The organism is Bacillus aerolatus, assembly GCF_009183655.1.
Lineage (GTDB): Bacteria > Bacillota > Bacilli > Bacillales > Domibacillaceae > Pseudobacillus > Pseudobacillus aerolatus.
Genome location: NZ_WEIO01000006.1, coordinates 13,720 through 30,782, shown reverse-complemented (window position 1 = coordinate 30,782; position 17,063 = coordinate 13,720). Strand labels below are relative to the sequence as shown.

Below are 17,063 nucleotides of genomic sequence, written 5' to 3'. Positions count from 1 at the left end.
TGAGCAAATTTTCTTCCATAATATTCTTTCTTTAAATTGTTAAATAAAAAAACGCTTGGGTTGCTCCAAGCGTTTTTAGTGCTATTCTGTTTACTATTTTAATTTAAATGGCATTGTTATTAAGTATGCAAATCAAACTATTTTTTCTCTGTTTTCTCCACAGAAACGGAACTGCTTATATGTGAGAAGACTTCTTTTGTTTAAAAAAGAACATCACTTTGCAGCTGGTCAAGCAGTTGTCTGGAATAAGCAGTATCTGATTTCTCGGATAAGACAGCGAGCCTTCCTTCCACCTGTTCTTTTATTTGAGCAGTAGCATCTTCCCGCACGTGCTGAAGCAGATCAACATAAAACGGCAGAAAAGCCGCTGCTATTTTCTCCTCTTCTCCGCGAACGTGATCATGTACGGGGGACATCAGTGCTTTTTCAATTTCATCCCGGACGACTTTATTTCCACCTTCCGCAAAAAATTGTAGCGGTGTCTCGTATTCTTTAAACATAGATTGGAAAAGGCCGGAATGGACAGATTGCAGACCCGGTTCAAAAAACAAATCGGGAAAAGCCGGGAGATCCATTTCTTTCAAGTGGATCGATTCCAAAATGGGCTTCAGTTCTTTTTGCAATGACTGTTGAAGGTCCTTGATACTTTTTCGCATAAAAGTCTGTAAACGAAATGCAGCTGCTCTCATTTCCTGGGCCAGTTCGCCCGCGGCAAATCGAATGATTTCATTCGTCATTCGATGCAGCGCCGTGAATGTTTCATCGAAAGAGTCAAAAGCGGCCGGACTGAAAATCAGCTTGAATTCATCATTGTAGCGATAAAACAAGCGCTGCTTCGCGTAAAATAACAACTCCTCGATCTCTTGCCGCAACGCGTCTTCTTCCGCTGCGAATGAACGGGCTTCTAAATAAGATACAGCTTCGGCTAATTGCCGAGACACTTGCTCCCGGTGCTTTTGTTTAGCTGCTTCATCTTCTTCAGCAAGCCGCACACGTCTTTTTAATTCAATGATCGCTTGTTCGGTGTCCGACTGAGCCTGATGCAGGACAGAAATGACGAGCGCCTGCTTCGTAAACGGATAAAAGTGCTGTTCAAATAAAGCAAGTCCGGAAAGATCAAGTCCCTTCCCACCTGGGAGAAGCTCTTCATCTGCTGAAACCCGGAGAAGTGCCGCATAACGCTTTTTTTCCTCTGATGTAATTAAACGAGCGGCGCTTCTTTTAGCCAATAAAGCGAGATGGCTTGAAACGGGATAAATACGGGCTTGACGGATCCCGCATTTCACTAAATTTTGTTCGACGTGGCGAAGCACATCAAACAAATCACTTGTCGTTGCGGCGAGATCAGCGGCATTGACAATAAAAAACATTTTGTCTTTTTCGATAAAGCCTTTTACCTGGCCGAGCTGCATCAAAAATGCCTCGTCCGCCCGGGAAAAGGCATGATTATAGTACGTTACGAAAACAATGGAATCCGCACTTGTTACATAATTAAATGCCATTTCCGTATGCCGGGCATTCATCGAGCCTGCACCGGGTGTATCAACAAGGACCATGCCCTGCTCTGTCAGCGGCGACGAATAATATAAAACGATACGCTCGACGAAGCATGCTTTTTCTTCAACGCTGACAAATTCGGTATAGTTCTCTGCTGTTTTTCTTTCCGACAGGCCAAGCCGCGTTTTCATTTTTTCATAACCGGAAAGAGCTGCGCGCAAAAATGAAAACTGTTCAAGCGGCAAAGCAGCCAGTGGACTGAAAGATTTTTCCTTGTTCGGATCTTTTTCTTTCCCATCCTCCTTTTCTTGCTTATACTGCTGAATGTTGTGCATTATTTTATCGTGTTCTATTAAAAGCAGCTGAAGATCATCTATGTTGTTTACTTTCTTTCCGCTCAGTTCAAGTGCCTGGTTAATATCTTTCAGCAGCTGATCGGCTGTTTTAAATAAAAGCGTGACTGTGCCATGAGGATGAAAGTCATCAGGAGCGCGAATTTCATTAATAGCGGCCGTTGTCGGGTTAGGTGAGACAGGCAATACATGCTCCCCTAACAGCGCGTTGGCAAATGAAGATTTGCCGGCACTAAAGGCACCGAATAAGGCAATCGTATATTCATTTTTCTCCAGACGGCTGATCCGTTTGCTTAACTTCTCAATTGTCTGTTCCATGTGTCCCACTTTCGATAGCAGTCCTGCTTTTCTTTTTAACTCTATCACATGTCTGTCCAGATCCACTGGAACAAAAACATCTTCTTCCGCCTGACCCATCCACTCCACAGCCGCTTCTCCAATGGAAACGAACGGTTGACTCTTTTGCTCGCTGAATCGCGCAGGCTTTTCAAAAGCCCGAAACGGTTTTTTTTCGATTTTTTCTTTTCCTCGTACGGCAAGCATGGACAAAATCATTTCATATAACTGCTTTTCTTTTTCTTTTAAACGTTCCCTCTTTATCCAAGCGTCTATCTTTTGTTTGATTTCTTCTTTTTCTTGTGACAAAGAAGCTTTTTTCTTCTGGTTATTTACTCTTGCCTGCGGCTCAAGTGACTCAATCAAACCGGCAAACGACTGCCGGTACAATCTCTTCATCTCATGAGTAACATCTTTGGCATAGGTCAGCACATAGTCATCCGTTAACATTGCTCCGCCTTTAACGAGCTGAACTAACAAAGCAGGAGAAAATTCAATTTGGCACTGCCGCACTTTTTCCCTCAGTCGATCCGTTGTTAAATCAAATTCCGCCAAAAGCTTCACGACTGCTTCTTTCAAAGGGATATCGATATAGGACAGTCTGTTTTCGTTCAATGCTGTAAACAGCTGCTCCAGCCGGAATTCCCGTTCTTTCTTCGTTTTCTTTCCGGAAAATAAGCCGCGGACTTGAAACGAGAGTTCGCGGGATTCTAAAAATTGCCGCACGAAAATCCGCGTATAGTAATCCATCAGCTTTGCATTGTTAAATGTGTTAACCAGTTCTTGGTCGAACAGCTTAACAAAAAGAGTATCTCTCGCATCTATCGCTTCCATCTGCCGCTGTAATTCAGCTGTTTCTTCTTCCAACTCTTCCAAAGAATCTACGCCAACTAACAGCTCTTCATACTCGTCAAGTTCTTTTCTTACTTTTTGCTGCTGTTTTCGAAAAAAGTCCATTGCAACGATCAATGCTTCGCGGAGAGCGTGATGAACAATTTGCTGCTGGCGGTCGGAAATCTTACCGGATAAAAGGGCCTTCAACTCATTTATTTGGTTGCATGGATGTCTTTCATCTTTTATCGAGGTAAAATAAAGTCCGTCATAAGATAAGTTATGCTCATCAAATGCACGATGGATCCGTTGCGAAAATTCATCAAAAGACAGCTCACTGGCGATATGTTTGTCTATTTGATTCACGATCAAGTAATTGTTTTTACCTCTTTCCGCCAGCTGCCGGTTAAATTCGAAATTCACCGGAGACTGGACATGGTTGTAGTCCATCATATAAAACACGAGGTCAGCTAGATGAAGTTTTGACAAAGCGCTTATCCGGTGAGCATCATCGGTTGAATCAATTCCTGGAGTATCCAGAATCACTACTCCTTCCGGCAGCTGACCCGTCCGGTGGGATATTTCTACTTCATCTACGCTGTCTCCATTCACACAATACGCTTGAATGTCTTTCAAATCGTACGGGTACCCCAAAGTCTTTACCCCTTGATTTTTAAATTTCACCTTTGCATAGAGCTCTCCTTCTCTCAACTTAACAATATTGGCACTCGTCGGAATGGGGCTTGACGGCAGTACTTGCTCTCCCATTAGCTCATTGATCATTGAGGATTTACCTGCTGAAAAATGGCCGTAAAAAGCGATCACATATTCCATTTTCTCAAGCTTCTCTATTAATTCAGTACAAACTTTGGCGTTTTTTTCGTCCCGATACTCCATCAATAACGCATGAAGTTGTTTTAATTTTGGAAGCAACAGCGAGCGGGTCGGCTTCTGATTGGCCAGCCACTTCTTTAATTGTTCATTCAGCATGTGGGCCTCCTTCTTTCCACTTTTAGGAGTATTTCATCTATTGTACCGGAAATGCCGAATGATTTCTGCAGATGCCCGTCTTACAAATAAAAAAACAGAAGCTGATCCCTGCTCATCAGCTTCTGTTTATCTTTATTATATTTTTTCGGTTATTTGACAGGGGACAGACGGCGTTCGAGCCAGCCGAGCAGCAAATCGGCCATGACAGCCATAAGCGCGGTTGGAATCGCCCCTGCAAGAATAATCGCTGTACCGTTTGAAACATTCGTTCCCCGGACGATGATGTCACCGAGTCCACCTGAACCGACAAACGTGCCAATCGCCGTTACACCAATCGCTACAACGAGTGCCGTACGAAGGCCGGCCATGATGACCGACAAAGATAACGGGAGCTCCACCATGCGCAACAGCTGCATCTTCGTCATGCCCATTGCTTTTCCCGATTCTAAATAAGCATGTTCCACGCCCGTAATGCCGACATACGTATTACGCAAAATCGGCAGCAAAGAATAAAGAAAAAGTGAAAGAATGACTGTATTGGCCCCGAGTCCCATAACGAGCATTAACAGAGCAAGCATCGCCAAGGCAGGCGTTGTCTGAATAACATTGGCGATCGAAAAAACCCAGCCGCTTAACCGGTGCTTTCTGGCAATAAGAATCCCAAGCGGAATGGCAGCCATCGCCGCAAACAAGACCCCATAAGCCGACATTAAAAAGTGCCGATAAAATTCCGTAAGTACGTACGGCCAGTTTTGAGAATAATACGTGAGTAACTGTTCCAATGTTTCCACGGGAAGACACCTCCTCTTTTATTCAAAATAATTGTTTTCTTTGAGAAACTCAGCTGCCACAACAGACGGCTCTTTTAACTTGCCATCCACTTCATAGTTTAACTCTTGTATTTTTTTCGTATCGATTTTGCCGACGAGTTTTTCTAGCTGTTCTTCTATCTCAGGAAACTTCTTTAAAACTTCGCCAGTCGCTACCGGCGAACAATCGTACGGCGGAAAAAACCGCTTGTCATCTTCGAGCAAATACAAATTGTTCGCTTGAATACGGCCGTCCGATGAATACGCTAAGGCGATATCCATTTTGTCACTTTTTAACGCATCATACACGAGCCCGATTTGCATCGGAAAGACATGATCAAAATTTATTCCATACGCTTTCACAAACGCTTCATAGCCGTCCCCTTTTCTTTTCAGCCAAGAAGAGTCAATTCCGAGCCGCAATGTTTCTGCCTCACCGGCGAGGTCGGAAATCTTTTTGTAATTATTTTCTCTCGCAAATTCTTCTGTCACCGTAAACGCATATGTATTATCAAATCCGTAAGAATCAAAGAATTTATAGCCGAATTGCTTTTTAAATTCACGCTGGACAATGTCCATCGCTTTTTCCGGGTCTTTCTCAACTTCCTGTCCGAGCACACTCGTTAAATCTGTTCCGGTGTAGCGTGTGGCGGCAATGTCAATGTCCCCGCCTTCCATCGCTTTTTGCTGAACAAAGTTCGTGCCTAGATTTTTAATGATTACCGTTTCCTGATCGGTATTTCGTTCAATCAGCTGGGCAATCATGTTCGCCAAAATTTCCGATTCGGAAAAACTTTGGGCGCCAATTTTCACTGTCTTATCGGACGCTCCGCCAAGCCCCGGCAGCGAGCAGCCCGTCAATAGCACAGCACAAAGCAATAACGCTGAGATTTTCATGTATTTCGATTTTCTCCTCATGACTTCACCTCCTCAAACCGCTTGTTTCGTTCCTTTTAACCCTCGTGGAACTACTTTCCCTTCCACTCTGGCCAGGAAAAAATCAACGAAAATAGCCATAATGATCGCTGGAACTGCCCCGGCGATAATGTATTCTTCCTGATATAAATTCAGCCCCGTAAAAATATAATCACCGAGCCCACCGCCGCCGATAAACGAAGCAAGTGTCGCCCAGCCGATTAAATAAACGGTAGCTGTCCGGATCCCTGCCATTATGACCGGAAGCGCCAGCGGAAATTCAACAAAGCGGATTCTTTCCCAGCTCGTCATCCCAATGCCGCGTCCCGCTTCAAGCAAATTTTCGTTAATTCCTTTAATCCCTATATATGTATTTCGTAAAATGGGCAAAACAGAATAAAAAAACAGAGCAATAATGGCAGGCACTTTCCCGACTCCGAGGAAAGGGATGAAAAAAGCGAGTATCGCAAGACTCGGCAGCGTCTGCAAAATGTTGACAGCCCCGATCAGCACTGGTGCACTCCGTTTCATTCGAGTTAATAAAATCCCGAGAGGAACGGCGACGAGAATACCGAGAAGCACAGCAATCAAGGAAATATACAAATGCTCCCATGCTTTAATGAGCAACTCTGGCCCATTCGTTTTTAAAAAATCCGTAAACATGCTTTCTCCACCTCTCTACACGGATTCTGTGGTCATTGTATTTTCTTCTCCCCATAAGCTGTCGTACACAATATCAACGAGAGAAGCTCTTGTCATAATACCAACTAACCGCTGATGCTCATCAACAACAGGAACATATTTAAAGCCGCGTTTTAAAATTCGCTGCACCACATCGCGTATCAATGTGTCCTCTTTAACCGAAAATACCTCCCTGTTCACGACTTCAGAGATTAACGTCGCTTTTTTACGGAATTCACTGATCGTTTCAATGTCCACAAATCCTCTTAATACATTCATTTCATCCACGACGAGCAGCGAGTCCACTCGTTTGTCGCGCATAAGTGTGATCGCTTCCTGTAATGTTTTTTCTTCTGTAATGGAAATCGGAGAGCGGTTCATCATTTGTTTAACAAGCTCCACATTTGGTCTCGTCTGCAGCAGACGGTCTTTACCAATAAATTCTTCCACAAATTCGTTGGCCGGGTGGCGGAGAATTTCATCTGGAGTATCGACTTGGACAATTTTACCCGCTTTTAAAATGACAATTCTATCCGCTAGTTTAATCGCTTCATCCATATCGTGCGTCACAAATACAATTGTTTTATCAAGCGTACGCTGTAAATGTTTGAACTCTTCCTGCAAGGAATCGCGGGTGATCGGATCAAGCGCGCCGAACGGCTCGTCCATTAAAATAAGAGGGGGATTGGACGCAAGCGCCCGAAGCACACCAATACGCTGCTGCTGCCCGCCGCTCAATTCATGCGGATATCTATTAAAATACTCTTCGCCCATATCGACAAGTTTTAATAACTCTTTTGCACGCACCAGTTTGTCTTCTTCTTTCCATTTCAACAATTTAGGCACGAGTGTAATGTTTTCTAGAATCGTCATATGCGGAAACAGCCCGATTTGCTGGATAACGTAGCCAATTTCTCTTCTTAACTCTACCGGGTCTTTTTCCATAATATTTTTACCGTTTATGTAGATTGCCCCTTCCGATGGTTCAATGAGGCGGTTGATCATTTTCATTGTGGTCGTTTTACCGCAGCCGCTCGGCCCAATAAAACAAATAAATTCACCTTTTTCAATTTCTAGTGAAACATGATTAACTGCTTTTTTGCCTCCTTTATAAATTTTCGATACATTCTCCAGCTTCAACAAATGAAGTCCCTCCCTTTAACAATGACCTTTTATTATGATATCATCCGACATGATGTGAAGGTGTCCCTTCCAAAGGGAAACTAAAGAGCCACTCATCTTTCAGTAACCTTTGTCCTTCATTTTTTCGTTGTCATTAAATTTATTAACGTTATATTGCCCAATTTATGCATGTTACAAGCATGTTAATTTATGGTGAAATGTATCAATGTTTTAGCGTTTTAATGAAACCATATAAAATAAAAAAGCACAGATATTACAGGTATAAAGACCTGTAATATCTGTGCTTTTACTGCTTATTTATTAATAACTGGCTGAACTTCCTCCAATAGAAGAGGATTGCTTATAAAAGCGAGGCGCTGTTTTTTTCAAAAACACTAATACAGCCATTGTGATCAGCATTTCTGGAAGTAAATAGGAAAGATTGTACAAGAAAGAATATAAGGCAACCGGTGTTCCAGGCGGCGCATAGCTTCCAAACCAGATAACGCCTGAAAGAAAATGACATAATAGACGAAGCGATGTGCCTAATAATAAGCCAACGAAAATACGGGCCGTTGTGATCTGCTTATGAAAAACAGCAAGAGCGCCGAGCCCCAGCACGGCATAAGCGAGCGGATAATCGAGCACGAGCTGCACCGGGTGAACGACGTAGCCGCCTGTCATTAAACTGATTAATCCAGCTAAAAGTCCGGTAACAAATCCGGCCTGCCAGCCCCGGCGGAAAGCCATAATAAATATCGGTACCATCACGAGTGAAATAGAGCCTCCGAAAGCCCAAAGCGCGCCAAACTCCACATAACTTAATATTAATGACAATCCCGCCATAACAGCGATTTCAATCATTGTCACCAGTTTATTTCTCTCCATAAAAAATCCCCCTTTTCTCATCCAAAGGGGTGTGCGATACAATAAAGTTTCCGCTTTCACGAATCTTGTACCTGTCACACTTTCCTACGCTGGTATGACCCAGATCAGGTTCTTAGAGTTGAGGATGAACTCCTCTCTCAGTCTAACGACACCCCTAGTGGACTAATATGCTCTTAATATAGCATAAGTATAGAGGAAAAGAAACATCTCTCTAAATTGATCTTTCCTTCTAAAAGTACTCTTTCACTTCCATATCCATCGCTTTTTCTTTTTGTTCGTCCGACACGTGGGTGTATTTTTGCGTCGTATTTAAGTTCGTATGCCCGAGCAGCTCCTGCACCGTTCGAATGTCTTTGCCGTCACGCACTAAATGGGTAGCAAACGAATGACGCAGCTTATGGCTTGATACGTTTTTCCTTGTCCAGCTCCCTTCTGAGTTGCTCTGCAGGCTCCCGCAAATTTGCTCCGTAATTTCCTGAATTCTTCTTCTGGAAATTCTTTTGCCTTTCCTTGATATAAAGACAGCCTCTTCATGCCCTTTCATTGGATATTGCCGGTCATGTTCAATATAATCAGCCAGTTCCTTGAACAATGTTTTTGGCAGAGGCAAGTAGCGCATTTTGTTTCCTTTTCCCCTGACATTGATTGCTTGTTGAGCAAAGTGAATAGAAGATAAATCAAGATGATGAATTTCCGTCACCCGGAGACCGGCGAAAGCCATTAACCCCAATATCACTTTATTTCGTTTGATGTATTGATGTTGGGACACCTGTTCCACTTGACGGAAAAACTGCTTTAATTCTTCTTTTTCCAAATAAACGGGCAGCCGCCCCGTTGGTTCTTTCGCGGCTTCAAGTTCGGCTGCCGGATTATGGGTAACGAGTTCAAAGTCCATCAAACATTTGTAAAACGACCGGACGGCGGTCAGCCTCCGGTTACGGGTAGCGGCTGTGTTTTTTCGCTTCGTTTTTAATTCATTCATAAACAGCGTAATATGTATTTTCTTCACTTCTTCAAGCTCTGCTTTTTCTGCTTTTTTTCTCGTCAAATAAGCAAGAAAAAATAAAATGTCCCGCTTATAATTATCAATCGTAAAAGCAGAATACTCTTTATTGTCCATATGCGTTTCAAACAAAAGCAGCTCTTCTTCATACCATGATAAAATGAGCTCTTTCTGCACATCCATGTGTCCCGTCTCCTTAAAAGAATTCATCGTTTGCTTTTACTAGTGTACCTTAATTGAACCGCGCATAACAACTCTTATGCGCGGTATTGCAGCTGCGATGAATACAGCTCTCTTAACATCTCTCTCCCGTATCAATATATATATGGCTTTGTCATCGAAAAAGACGTGAAGTCCGTTGCTTGATGAAGATTTAGAACAAAATATTGAGCGTACCAAGAAAAGAGAAAAATGAGAAAACCTGCAGATCGGGAAGATCTGCAGGTTTTCTATTTTGCTAATAGATTGATGCTCGTGACGATGATCGGCATAGATACTATATCAATTAAAAACGAGCCTGCGATCGGAACAATTAAAAAAGCATTTCTGGACGGTCCGAATTTTGATGTAATAGCCGACATATTGGCCATCGCATTTGGCGTCGCGCCGAGTCCATGCCCGATAAAGCCAGAAACCATGACAGCTGCATCGTAATTTTTTCCAAGTACACGAAATAAAATAAATATACTAAACAACGTAACGAAAGTGACTTGTACAAGAATGATCAGCAGCAACGGCAAGGCAAGATCTGCAATCTCCCACAATTTAATGCTCATTAACGCCATCGCTAGGAAAATATTTAATGAAATATCTCCTATAACGAGAACACTTGGCATGTTGATCGTGTCTTCACTATAGCGGTCAATCAAAAAGCGAACGATGACAGCGACAATCATAGCGCCTACATAATTCGGCAAAACAAGTCCCGTGGAACTGGCAAATAGTCCACTTAAAAGTGTGCCAAGCGCCATACATAGGGTAACGAGAAAGATTTGGCGCATCCATGTGCCTTCATCACTTAACCGTTCAAAATGGCGTTTTTTCGGCTCTTCCATTTTTTCCACAACTTCAGTGTCTGACTTTAAATTGTATTTTTTCATTAAATACTTCGCCGTCGGCCCGCCGGCGAGTCCTCCGCACACAAGGCCAAGCGTCGCAGCAGCAAGTCCGATCGTCGTGGCAGTCGATAAGCCTGCGACTTGTTCGATCGTGCCGCCATAAGCAGTCGCGCCGCCATGGCCTCCTTCCATGGAGACAGCTCCCACAAGAATACCGATCAGCGGGTTAATGCCCATTAACTGCGCCATCGTGATGCCAATAATATTTTGCATGAAAGCAAGAATGGCGCACATGCCCCAATAAACGAGCAGCAACTTCCCGCCCAATTTAAGAAGGGTGGTGCTTGCCCCAAGCCCGACTGTTGTGAAAAATGCGAGCATAAATAGACTTTGCAGCGACGTGTCTACCGTTATTTCGATAATATTAAACTTGTTTAATATCGTCACAATAATAGCAAAAAGCAGGCCGCCGACGACTGGAGCCGGTATGCAAAACTTGTCGAAAATCGGCACTTTTTTAACTAAAAAAGACCCTATTAAAAAAACAAATACGGCCAGAAATAAACTCGTAATTTGGCTAAATTCCATTCAATACACTCCTTGTTGATTCTCTCTGTATGCGTTTGCCTTTCTGTAGTATACAAAATGTGATATATATAGACTAATATTATATTTCAATACTAATATAGAATTTGTCTATATCATCTGAAAGGAGTACAGAATGGACTTTCGAAAATTGCATTATTTTGTCGTGACCGCCCAGGAACAAAGCATATCAAAAGCGGCTCTTCTTCTTCACATTTCTCAGCCATCCCTCAGCCACTCCATTAAAAAACTTGAGGAAGAAATAAAATTTTCTTTATTTGAACGAACAGCGAAAGGCATTGAATTGACAGAATCCGGCGAACGCTTTTATATAAGAGCGAGGGAGATTTTACAGCACGTACATAACGTACAAATTGAAATGGAGGAAATCCAGCAAATGGGCGAAGGGAAACTGTCTGTCGGTCTAATCGAATCCGTTCGCAACTGGCTGCCGAAAAAGATTGCTGATTATACGAAAGAGCACCCCAAATTAAAAATAGAGTTAAAAGAGATACTGACACCGGAAGCGATCGAGCAGGCATTAAACAGACTGGACGTTCATTTTGTCATTTCCAATCAGCAGTTTACATCCGAACTCATTCATACACGTGAACTGTATATGGAGCCGCTTGTTATAGGAATGAATCGTCATCATCCACTTGCCCGTTCACGTCAGCTTTATTTAGATGATTTGGCGGCGGAATCTTTTATTGTCTCAAGCCATGGCCAGCAAACGGCTGAAAATTTAATACAATTATTCCAACGTCACAACATGACACCGAAGATTCAATTTGAAATTGAACGGTTTGAGATGGCTTGCCGTTTAATTGAACAAAATGTCGGCATCGCTTTATTACCGATCAACTCAGTCAAAAGCTACCACAGCACAGAACTCATTTACAAAACGATCCAAAACGAATCTCTTTACCGTACCATCTACTTAATGACTTTAAAAAAACGCTACCTCCCTCCCGTCGTCGACGAATTTATTCAGCGCCTCCTCACAACCGAAATCAGTGAACTCATTGATCACCACAGACTTATCGAGCCCTGCTAAAAATATGATAAATCCCGTCCTTTTTGGCGGGGTATTTTATTCTTAGACATGCCTTCTTTCTCTTTTAAAAAGAATGGACATATCAGTATTTACTAGTACATATATGTAAATGGATGCGGGTCATTTCTTTACCTGCCTGAACAACTATTCTTATTAAACGAGGTGTGTATATGAATCATATTGTGAAACCCGGGGAAACACTGTCAACGATTTCCGCTGATTACCGCATCTCTCTCTCTAGATTGATCGCGGCCAACCCGGGAATAAATATTCATCTTATTCATCCCGGACAAAAAATACGCATCCCTGGACTTCCGTCTCCAGGATCTCTTCCTTATGCTATTAACATTTCACTGTCACAGCGAAGGTTAACATTGATTCACAATGGAAAGGTGCAAAAATCATATCCAATTGGTGTTGGGAAAATGCTTACTCAAACGCCGACCGGTGACTTTGTCATTATCAATAAAGCGCCAAATCCGGGCGGTCCTTTTGGAACGATGTGGATGAGTTTATCAAAAAAATCTTACGGCATCCACGGAACGAATAATCCAGCTTCCATTGGAAAATTTGTCTCTCGTGGATGCGTCCGAATGTACAATCGCGACGTGGAAGAATTGGCAAGAATCGTTCCAATCGGCACTCCTGTTCATATTAGACCTTAGGCCGCCAAATAGATATTCATAAAAGGAGTCGAATAGAGCTATTCACATGTTTGAAAACCTTGGAAGGAGGGCATAAAGAAACTGTAAAGGAGGAATCGCAGATGACAGAAGAAAACCATGCCATTCATAAAGACGGCGAATTACGAACAGACAAAGTGGATGATACGCTTGAGCGGATAAGCGAAGAAAGAATGGACAGTATTCTGGCTGATTTTGATTCATTCAAATCGTACTTAAAAAAAAGACTCACAGTTGCTGAAAAAATTGGTTTAAATGAAGAACAGCTCGCACTCACTGCCGAAAAAATCGGCGATTATTTAGCAGAGCATGCCGAACCCAAAAACCGGGAAGAAAAGCTGTTGCAGGAGCTGTGGAAAACAGGCACCCAGGACGAACGCCACCATTTGGCCCACATGCTTGTCAAGCTTGTTGATAACGAATAAAAAGACGTCTGCCTGACGGCAGACGTCTTTTTATTATTTTGCTGTGATATACTGATCTACTTCCACTACCCAGTTAAACGGGTCAGGTTCTTTGCCGTTTTGAATGCTAGTGATGGTGTCATACAGCTTTTTAGCTGTCGGTCCTGTTGCTCCTTGATTAACCGTCATTTTTTCACCGTTCCAGAAAAATTCTCCGATCGGGGAAATAACAGCCGCCGTGCCGGTGCCGAATGCTTCTTCCAGTTGACCGGATTTATATGCTTCGCGAATTTCTTCCATGGAAATGCGGCGTTCCGCCACCGGCATTCCCCAATGTTTCAACAATTCAATGACAGAATTTCTCGTTATGCCTTCTAAAATACTGCCGTTTAAAGCAGGAGTAATAATTTCCCCGTTTATTTTAAAGAAAACGTTCATGCTGCCGACTTCTTCAATGTACTTTTTCTCCAGCCCGTCCAGCCATAGCACTTGAGAATACTCTTTGCGGCTGGCCACTTCCTGTGCTTTTAAACTGGAAGCATAGTTGCCTGCTGTCTTCGCTTCTCCGGTTCCTCCGGCAACCGCACGGACAAATTCGCTTTCTACTAATATTTTCACAGGGTGGATTCCTTCTTTATAATAAGAGCCCACCGGTGATAAGATAATAATAAATTTATATTGGCTAGATGGCGCCACCCCAAGGAAAGGCTCTGTAGAAATGATAAACGGCCGAATATAAAGAGATGTCCCTTCCGCATTTGGAATCCATTCTTTTTCCGTTAAAATTAGTTGTTTCAAGGCTTCGAGAGCTAGCTCTTCATCCAATTCAGGGATGCATAATCGTTCATTTGAACGGTTTAAGCGCTGAAAGTTTCTTTCCGGACGGAATAATAAAATCCGGTTGTCTTCCGTCATATAAGCTTTTAATCCTTCAAATACACTTTGGCCATAATGAAAGACCATGGAAGACGGATCTAATGTAAGCGGCTGGTAAGGCGTGATTCTCGGGTTATGCCACCCTTGTCCCTCCGTATAGTCCATAACGAACATATGGTCCGTGAAAACTTTCCCGAAACCTAGCTCTTCCGACTTTGGCTTCAGTTTTCTTTCAGGGGTAAGATCAAATTGGATAGTATGTTCTGCCATTTTGCACTGTCTCCTTGCTGTATATTAATTTGTTGAAAAGATAAAGTAAGTGAATATTTGTATACATAACATTTTACAATTATTTTGAATCTTTTCACAATAGGTTAGTGCAAAATAATTGTAAAACATTTTCATTTTTTTGTCCAATCGAACTTCTTCACTGCAAAAGTCCTTCTTTTTCCAAGAAATTTTTCGCGACATCTGCCGCTTGTTTGTTTTCCACATTCACTTCATAATTCATTTTTCGCATTTGATCATCCGTCACTTTGCCTGCCAGCTTATTTAACGCCTCTTTAAGCTCCGGGTGCTTTTCCATTGTTTCTTTTCTTAGCAACGGAGCTCCCTGGTAAGGAGGAAACAAGTGAAAGTCGTCTTCTAAGACCGTTAAATGAAACTGCTGCAATTCACTGTCGGTCGAATAAGCATCGATTAAATTGATGTCCCCAGACTTAATAGCCTGGTAGCGAAGTTTCGGCTCCATCGTCTTCACAGAAGGAAAATCGAGATGATACTTTTTTCGGATGCCGCGATAACCGTCTTCTCGGTCAGAAAATTCAAGTGTAAAACCGGCTTTTATTTGTGGTTCTGCTTTTTTTAAATCTGATATTGTTTTTAAGCCGAATCTTTCAGCGATTTTATCCGGTACAGCTAATGTATACGTATTATTGTAATCCATCGGGCCAAGCATGACCATATTAAATTTCTCAAGCATTCCTGTTCTTGCCTGCTCATAAACCTCTTTTCGGTCTGTGCTTGCCGCTTCTTCTTTAAGAAATTCTGAAATCGCCGTACCTGTAAATTCAGGATAAATATCAATATCTTTTGAACGAAGGGCATTAAAGACAAAAGAAGTCTTGCCAAGACCTGGTTTTAGCTCTACTTCTAGTTCAGTGTCCTGCTCAATCAACAGTTTATACATGTTCATTAAAATTTCCGGTTCGCTGCCAAGCTTCCCGGCAATGACAAGACGTTCTTGGTCTGTTTTCAGCAATGACGGAGCCATCATAACAGCAATAACAATAATAGCAGCTGCTCCTGAGGCAATCAGTGAACGTTTAAATGAAATTTTCTCGGCTGCCTTTAAGATGATATCGAAGAAAATAGCTAACAGCGCAGCAGGAATCGCTCCGAGAACGATTAAAGAAGCGTTGTTGCGGTCGATCCCAAGCAGGATAACATCGCCTAGTCCGCCTGCTCCAATTAAAGCGGCAAGAGTCGCCGTGCCCACAATCAACACCATGGCTGTCCGGATACCTGCCATAATGACTGGCATCGCCAGCGGCAGCTCTACTTTGATTAATCGCTGGTGGTTTTTCATCCCCATGGCCCGGGCAGCTTCTGACAGTGACGGATCAACCCCTGTAATGCCTGTATATGTATTGCGAAGAATCGGAAGCAGCGCATAAATAACTAAAGCAATGATAGCCGGCACTCTGCCTATGCCAAATAATGGGATCATTAAACCGAGCAAAGCGAGTGATGGGATTGTCTGCAGAACGGCGGTAATCCCGATTATTCCTTCGGCTGCTTTTCGGTGCCTCGTTAAATAAATGCCGAGCGGAATCGCTATGAGCACCGCGAAAAACAGAGCGATAAAAGATATTTGTACATGTTCAATCAACGATTGCAGCACGTCTCCTTTTCGCTCGTTGAATACGTTGATGAATTCATCCATGTTCTCTTCTCTCCTTTAACGCTTCGGACAAGTAAGCCAGTGCAGATTGCCTAGTCAGCAATCCGATAATCTCGCCATCCTTCTCTACTTGAATCCGATCTTCTTGAATGAGCTGTTCAATGGCTTCTTCGAGCGGAACGCCGGCTGCAATCACTTGGCTGCTTGTGAATTTTTCGCTGACAGACTGCTTTTGAACGGCACTTTCCACCGTTACTGTGTCCTTGAGCAGCGGATTGGCTGTCCCAATAAACTGTTTGACAAACTCATCGGCCGGACGATGAAAGAGCGCTTCCGGTGTATCGATCTGTACGATTCTCCCGTCTTTCATTAAACAAATCCGGTCTCCGAGCTTAAATGCTTCCTGCATATCATGTGTGACAAACACAATCGTTTTATTGATGCGCTGCTGTAGACTGATGATATCTCGCTGGATTTTCTCCCGGCTGACCGGATCCAGCGCACTGAACGGTTCGTCCATTAATAAAATATCGGGATCAGCAGCTAAAGCACGGACAACACCTACCCGCTGCTGCTGCCCCCCTGATAACTCAGCTGGCTTGCGTCCTCTGTACGTCTCCGGATCTAGTCCTACCATCGTCAAGAGTTCATCCACGCGTTTTTTTATTTGCGCTCGGCTCCATCTCTTTAATTCCGGAACAACAGCAATATTTTCTTCGATCGTCATGTGAGGAAAAAGCGCAATTTGCTGAAGAACGTAGCCGATATTCCAGCGAAGTTCATGAATGTCATATTCACTTATTTTTTTCTCTCCAATCGTGATGGTACCGTCTGTTGCATCAATTAATCGATTAATCATTTTTAGTGTCGTTGTTTTCCCGCAGCCGCTTGGTCCGACAAGGACGAAAAACTCTCCCTTACGGATATGAAGATCCACGGAGTCGACAGCAGCTGTCCCGTCTCGATAACTTTTTGAAACTTTGTTAAATTGAATCATTGTACTCCTCTTTTCTTTCTTCTTTTCTTCCTGTCCTTTCTCTAATAAGTCACATTAACAAACGTAGCTTTCTTT

At 42.9% G+C, this 17,063-nt stretch carries 14 protein-coding genes and 1 riboswitch; of the genes, 3 read left to right on the top strand and 11 right to left on the bottom strand.

What is annotated here, in order from left to right:
- Nucleotides 1-200: 200 nt before the first annotated feature.
- From F9802_RS11185 to gltS, 8 genes are all read right to left on the bottom strand, one after another.
- Complete coding sequence (locus tag F9802_RS11185; protein WP_152151960.1) at nt 201-4,007, bottom strand: dynamin family protein; 3,807 nt, start codon at nt 4,005-4,007, stop codon at nt 201-203.
- A 149-nt stretch (nt 4,008-4,156) separates the two neighbouring features.
- Nucleotides 4,157-4,798 carry an ABC transporter permease gene (locus F9802_RS11180; protein WP_152151958.1) on the bottom strand — a complete coding sequence of 214 codons (642 nt, stop codon included), beginning with the start codon at nt 4,796-4,798 and terminating at the stop codon, nt 4,157-4,159.
- An 18-nt stretch (nt 4,799-4,816) separates the two neighbouring features.
- On the bottom strand, nt 4,817-5,734 hold the full coding sequence (locus F9802_RS11175) for an osmoprotectant ABC transporter substrate-binding protein (protein WP_152151956.1): 918 nt from the start codon (nt 5,732-5,734) through the stop codon (nt 4,817-4,819).
- Between the two features lie 12 nt (nt 5,735-5,746).
- Nucleotides 5,747-6,394 carry an ABC transporter permease gene (locus tag F9802_RS11170; protein WP_152151954.1) on the bottom strand — a complete coding sequence of 216 codons (648 nt, stop codon included), beginning with the start codon at nt 6,392-6,394 and terminating at the stop codon, nt 5,747-5,749.
- 15 nt (nt 6,395-6,409) lie between these two features.
- On the bottom strand, nt 6,410-7,555 hold the full coding sequence (locus tag F9802_RS11165; RefSeq protein WP_152151952.1) for a betaine/proline/choline family ABC transporter ATP-binding protein: 1,146 nt from the start codon (nt 7,553-7,555) through the stop codon (nt 6,410-6,412).
- A gap of 300 nt (nt 7,556-7,855) precedes the next feature.
- A complete protein-coding gene (gene thiT, locus F9802_RS11160; protein WP_152151950.1) occupies nt 7,856-8,422 on the bottom strand; it encodes an energy-coupled thiamine transporter ThiT in 567 nt (188 codons plus the stop codon).
- A 64-nt stretch (nt 8,423-8,486) separates the two neighbouring features.
- Nucleotides 8,487-8,588, bottom strand: a riboswitch (TPP riboswitch).
- A 63-nt stretch (nt 8,589-8,651) separates the two neighbouring features.
- Nucleotides 8,652-9,608: a tyrosine-type recombinase/integrase gene (locus tag F9802_RS11155; RefSeq protein ID WP_191991892.1), complete on the bottom strand. Its 957-nt coding sequence runs from the start codon at nt 9,606-9,608 to the stop codon at nt 8,652-8,654.
- Between the two features lie 266 nt (nt 9,609-9,874).
- Entirely contained in the window at nt 9,875-11,071 is a 1,197-nt protein-coding gene (gltS, locus tag F9802_RS11150; protein WP_152151946.1) for a sodium/glutamate symporter, read from the bottom strand.
- A gap of 133 nt (nt 11,072-11,204) precedes the next feature.
- Between gltS and F9802_RS11145 the strand changes: the two genes are divergently transcribed.
- The 3 genes from F9802_RS11145 to F9802_RS11135 all read left to right on the top strand — a co-directional run bounded on the left by F9802_RS11145 (nt 11,205) and on the right by F9802_RS11135 (nt 13,233).
- A complete protein-coding gene (locus F9802_RS11145) occupies nt 11,205-12,125 on the top strand; it encodes a LysR family transcriptional regulator (protein WP_152151944.1) in 921 nt (306 codons plus the stop codon).
- A gap of 170 nt (nt 12,126-12,295) precedes the next feature.
- Nucleotides 12,296-12,790, top strand: coding sequence for a L,D-transpeptidase family protein (locus F9802_RS11140; RefSeq protein WP_152151942.1), 495 nt, complete (start codon nt 12,296-12,298; stop codon nt 12,788-12,790).
- Between the two features lie 101 nt (nt 12,791-12,891).
- Nucleotides 12,892-13,233 (top strand): DUF3243 domain-containing protein, encoded by a 342-nt coding sequence (locus F9802_RS11135; protein WP_152151940.1) that lies wholly within the window; start codon nt 12,892-12,894, stop codon nt 13,231-13,233.
- A 33-nt stretch (nt 13,234-13,266) separates the two neighbouring features.
- On the opposite strand, the gene F9802_RS11130 is transcribed toward F9802_RS11135, so the two are convergent.
- The 3 genes from F9802_RS11130 to F9802_RS11120 form a co-directional block, all read right to left on the bottom strand.
- A complete protein-coding gene (locus F9802_RS11130; protein ID WP_152151938.1) occupies nt 13,267-14,358 on the bottom strand; it encodes a branched-chain amino acid aminotransferase in 1,092 nt (363 codons plus the stop codon).
- A 157-nt stretch (nt 14,359-14,515) separates the two neighbouring features.
- Nucleotides 14,516-16,033 (bottom strand): osmoprotectant update ABC transporter permease/substrate-binding subunit OpuFB, encoded by a 1,518-nt coding sequence (gene opuFB, locus F9802_RS11125; protein WP_152151936.1) that lies wholly within the window; start codon nt 16,031-16,033, stop codon nt 14,516-14,518.
- On the bottom strand, nt 16,026-16,988 hold the full coding sequence (locus F9802_RS11120; RefSeq protein WP_152151934.1) for an ABC transporter ATP-binding protein: 963 nt from the start codon (nt 16,986-16,988) through the stop codon (nt 16,026-16,028). The genes opuFB and F9802_RS11120 overlap by 8 nt, the downstream gene beginning before the upstream one ends.
- Nucleotides 16,989-17,063 lie beyond the last annotated feature (75 nt).

Excerpts from the sequence above, each read along its gene's own strand:
- F9802_RS11175 (WP_152151956.1), bottom strand. The coding sequence starts at position 5,734 with ATGAGGAGAAAATCGAAATACATGAAAATCTCAGCGTTATTGCTTTGT.
- F9802_RS11185 (WP_152151960.1), bottom strand. The coding sequence starts at position 4,007 with ATGCTGAATGAACAATTAAAGAAGTGGCTGGCCAATCAGAAGCCGACC.
- F9802_RS11130 (WP_152151938.1), bottom strand. The coding sequence starts at position 14,358 with ATGGCAGAACATACTATCCAATTTGATCTTACCCCTGAAAGAAAACTG.
- thiT (WP_152151950.1), bottom strand. The coding sequence starts at position 8,422 with ATGGAGAGAAATAAACTGGTGACAATGATTGAAATCGCTGTTATGGCG.
- gltS (WP_152151946.1), bottom strand. The coding sequence starts at position 11,071 with ATGGAATTTAGCCAAATTACGAGTTTATTTCTGGCCGTATTTGTTTTT.
- F9802_RS11155 (WP_191991892.1), bottom strand. The coding sequence starts at position 9,608 with ATGGATGTGCAGAAAGAGCTCATTTTATCATGGTATGAAGAAGAGCTG.
- opuFB (WP_152151936.1), bottom strand. The coding sequence starts at position 16,033 with ATGGATGAATTCATCAACGTATTCAACGAGCGAAAAGGAGACGTGCTG.
- F9802_RS11140 (WP_152151942.1), top strand. The coding sequence starts at position 12,296 with ATGAATCATATTGTGAAACCCGGGGAAACACTGTCAACGATTTCCGCT.
- F9802_RS11120 (WP_152151934.1), bottom strand. The coding sequence starts at position 16,988 with ATGATTCAATTTAACAAAGTTTCAAAAAGTTATCGAGACGGGACAGCT.
- F9802_RS11170 (WP_152151954.1), bottom strand. The coding sequence starts at position 6,394 with ATGTTTACGGATTTTTTAAAAACGAATGGGCCAGAGTTGCTCATTAAA.
- F9802_RS11145 (WP_152151944.1), top strand. The coding sequence starts at position 11,205 with ATGGACTTTCGAAAATTGCATTATTTTGTCGTGACCGCCCAGGAACAA.
- F9802_RS11135 (WP_152151940.1), top strand. The coding sequence starts at position 12,892 with ATGACAGAAGAAAACCATGCCATTCATAAAGACGGCGAATTACGAACA.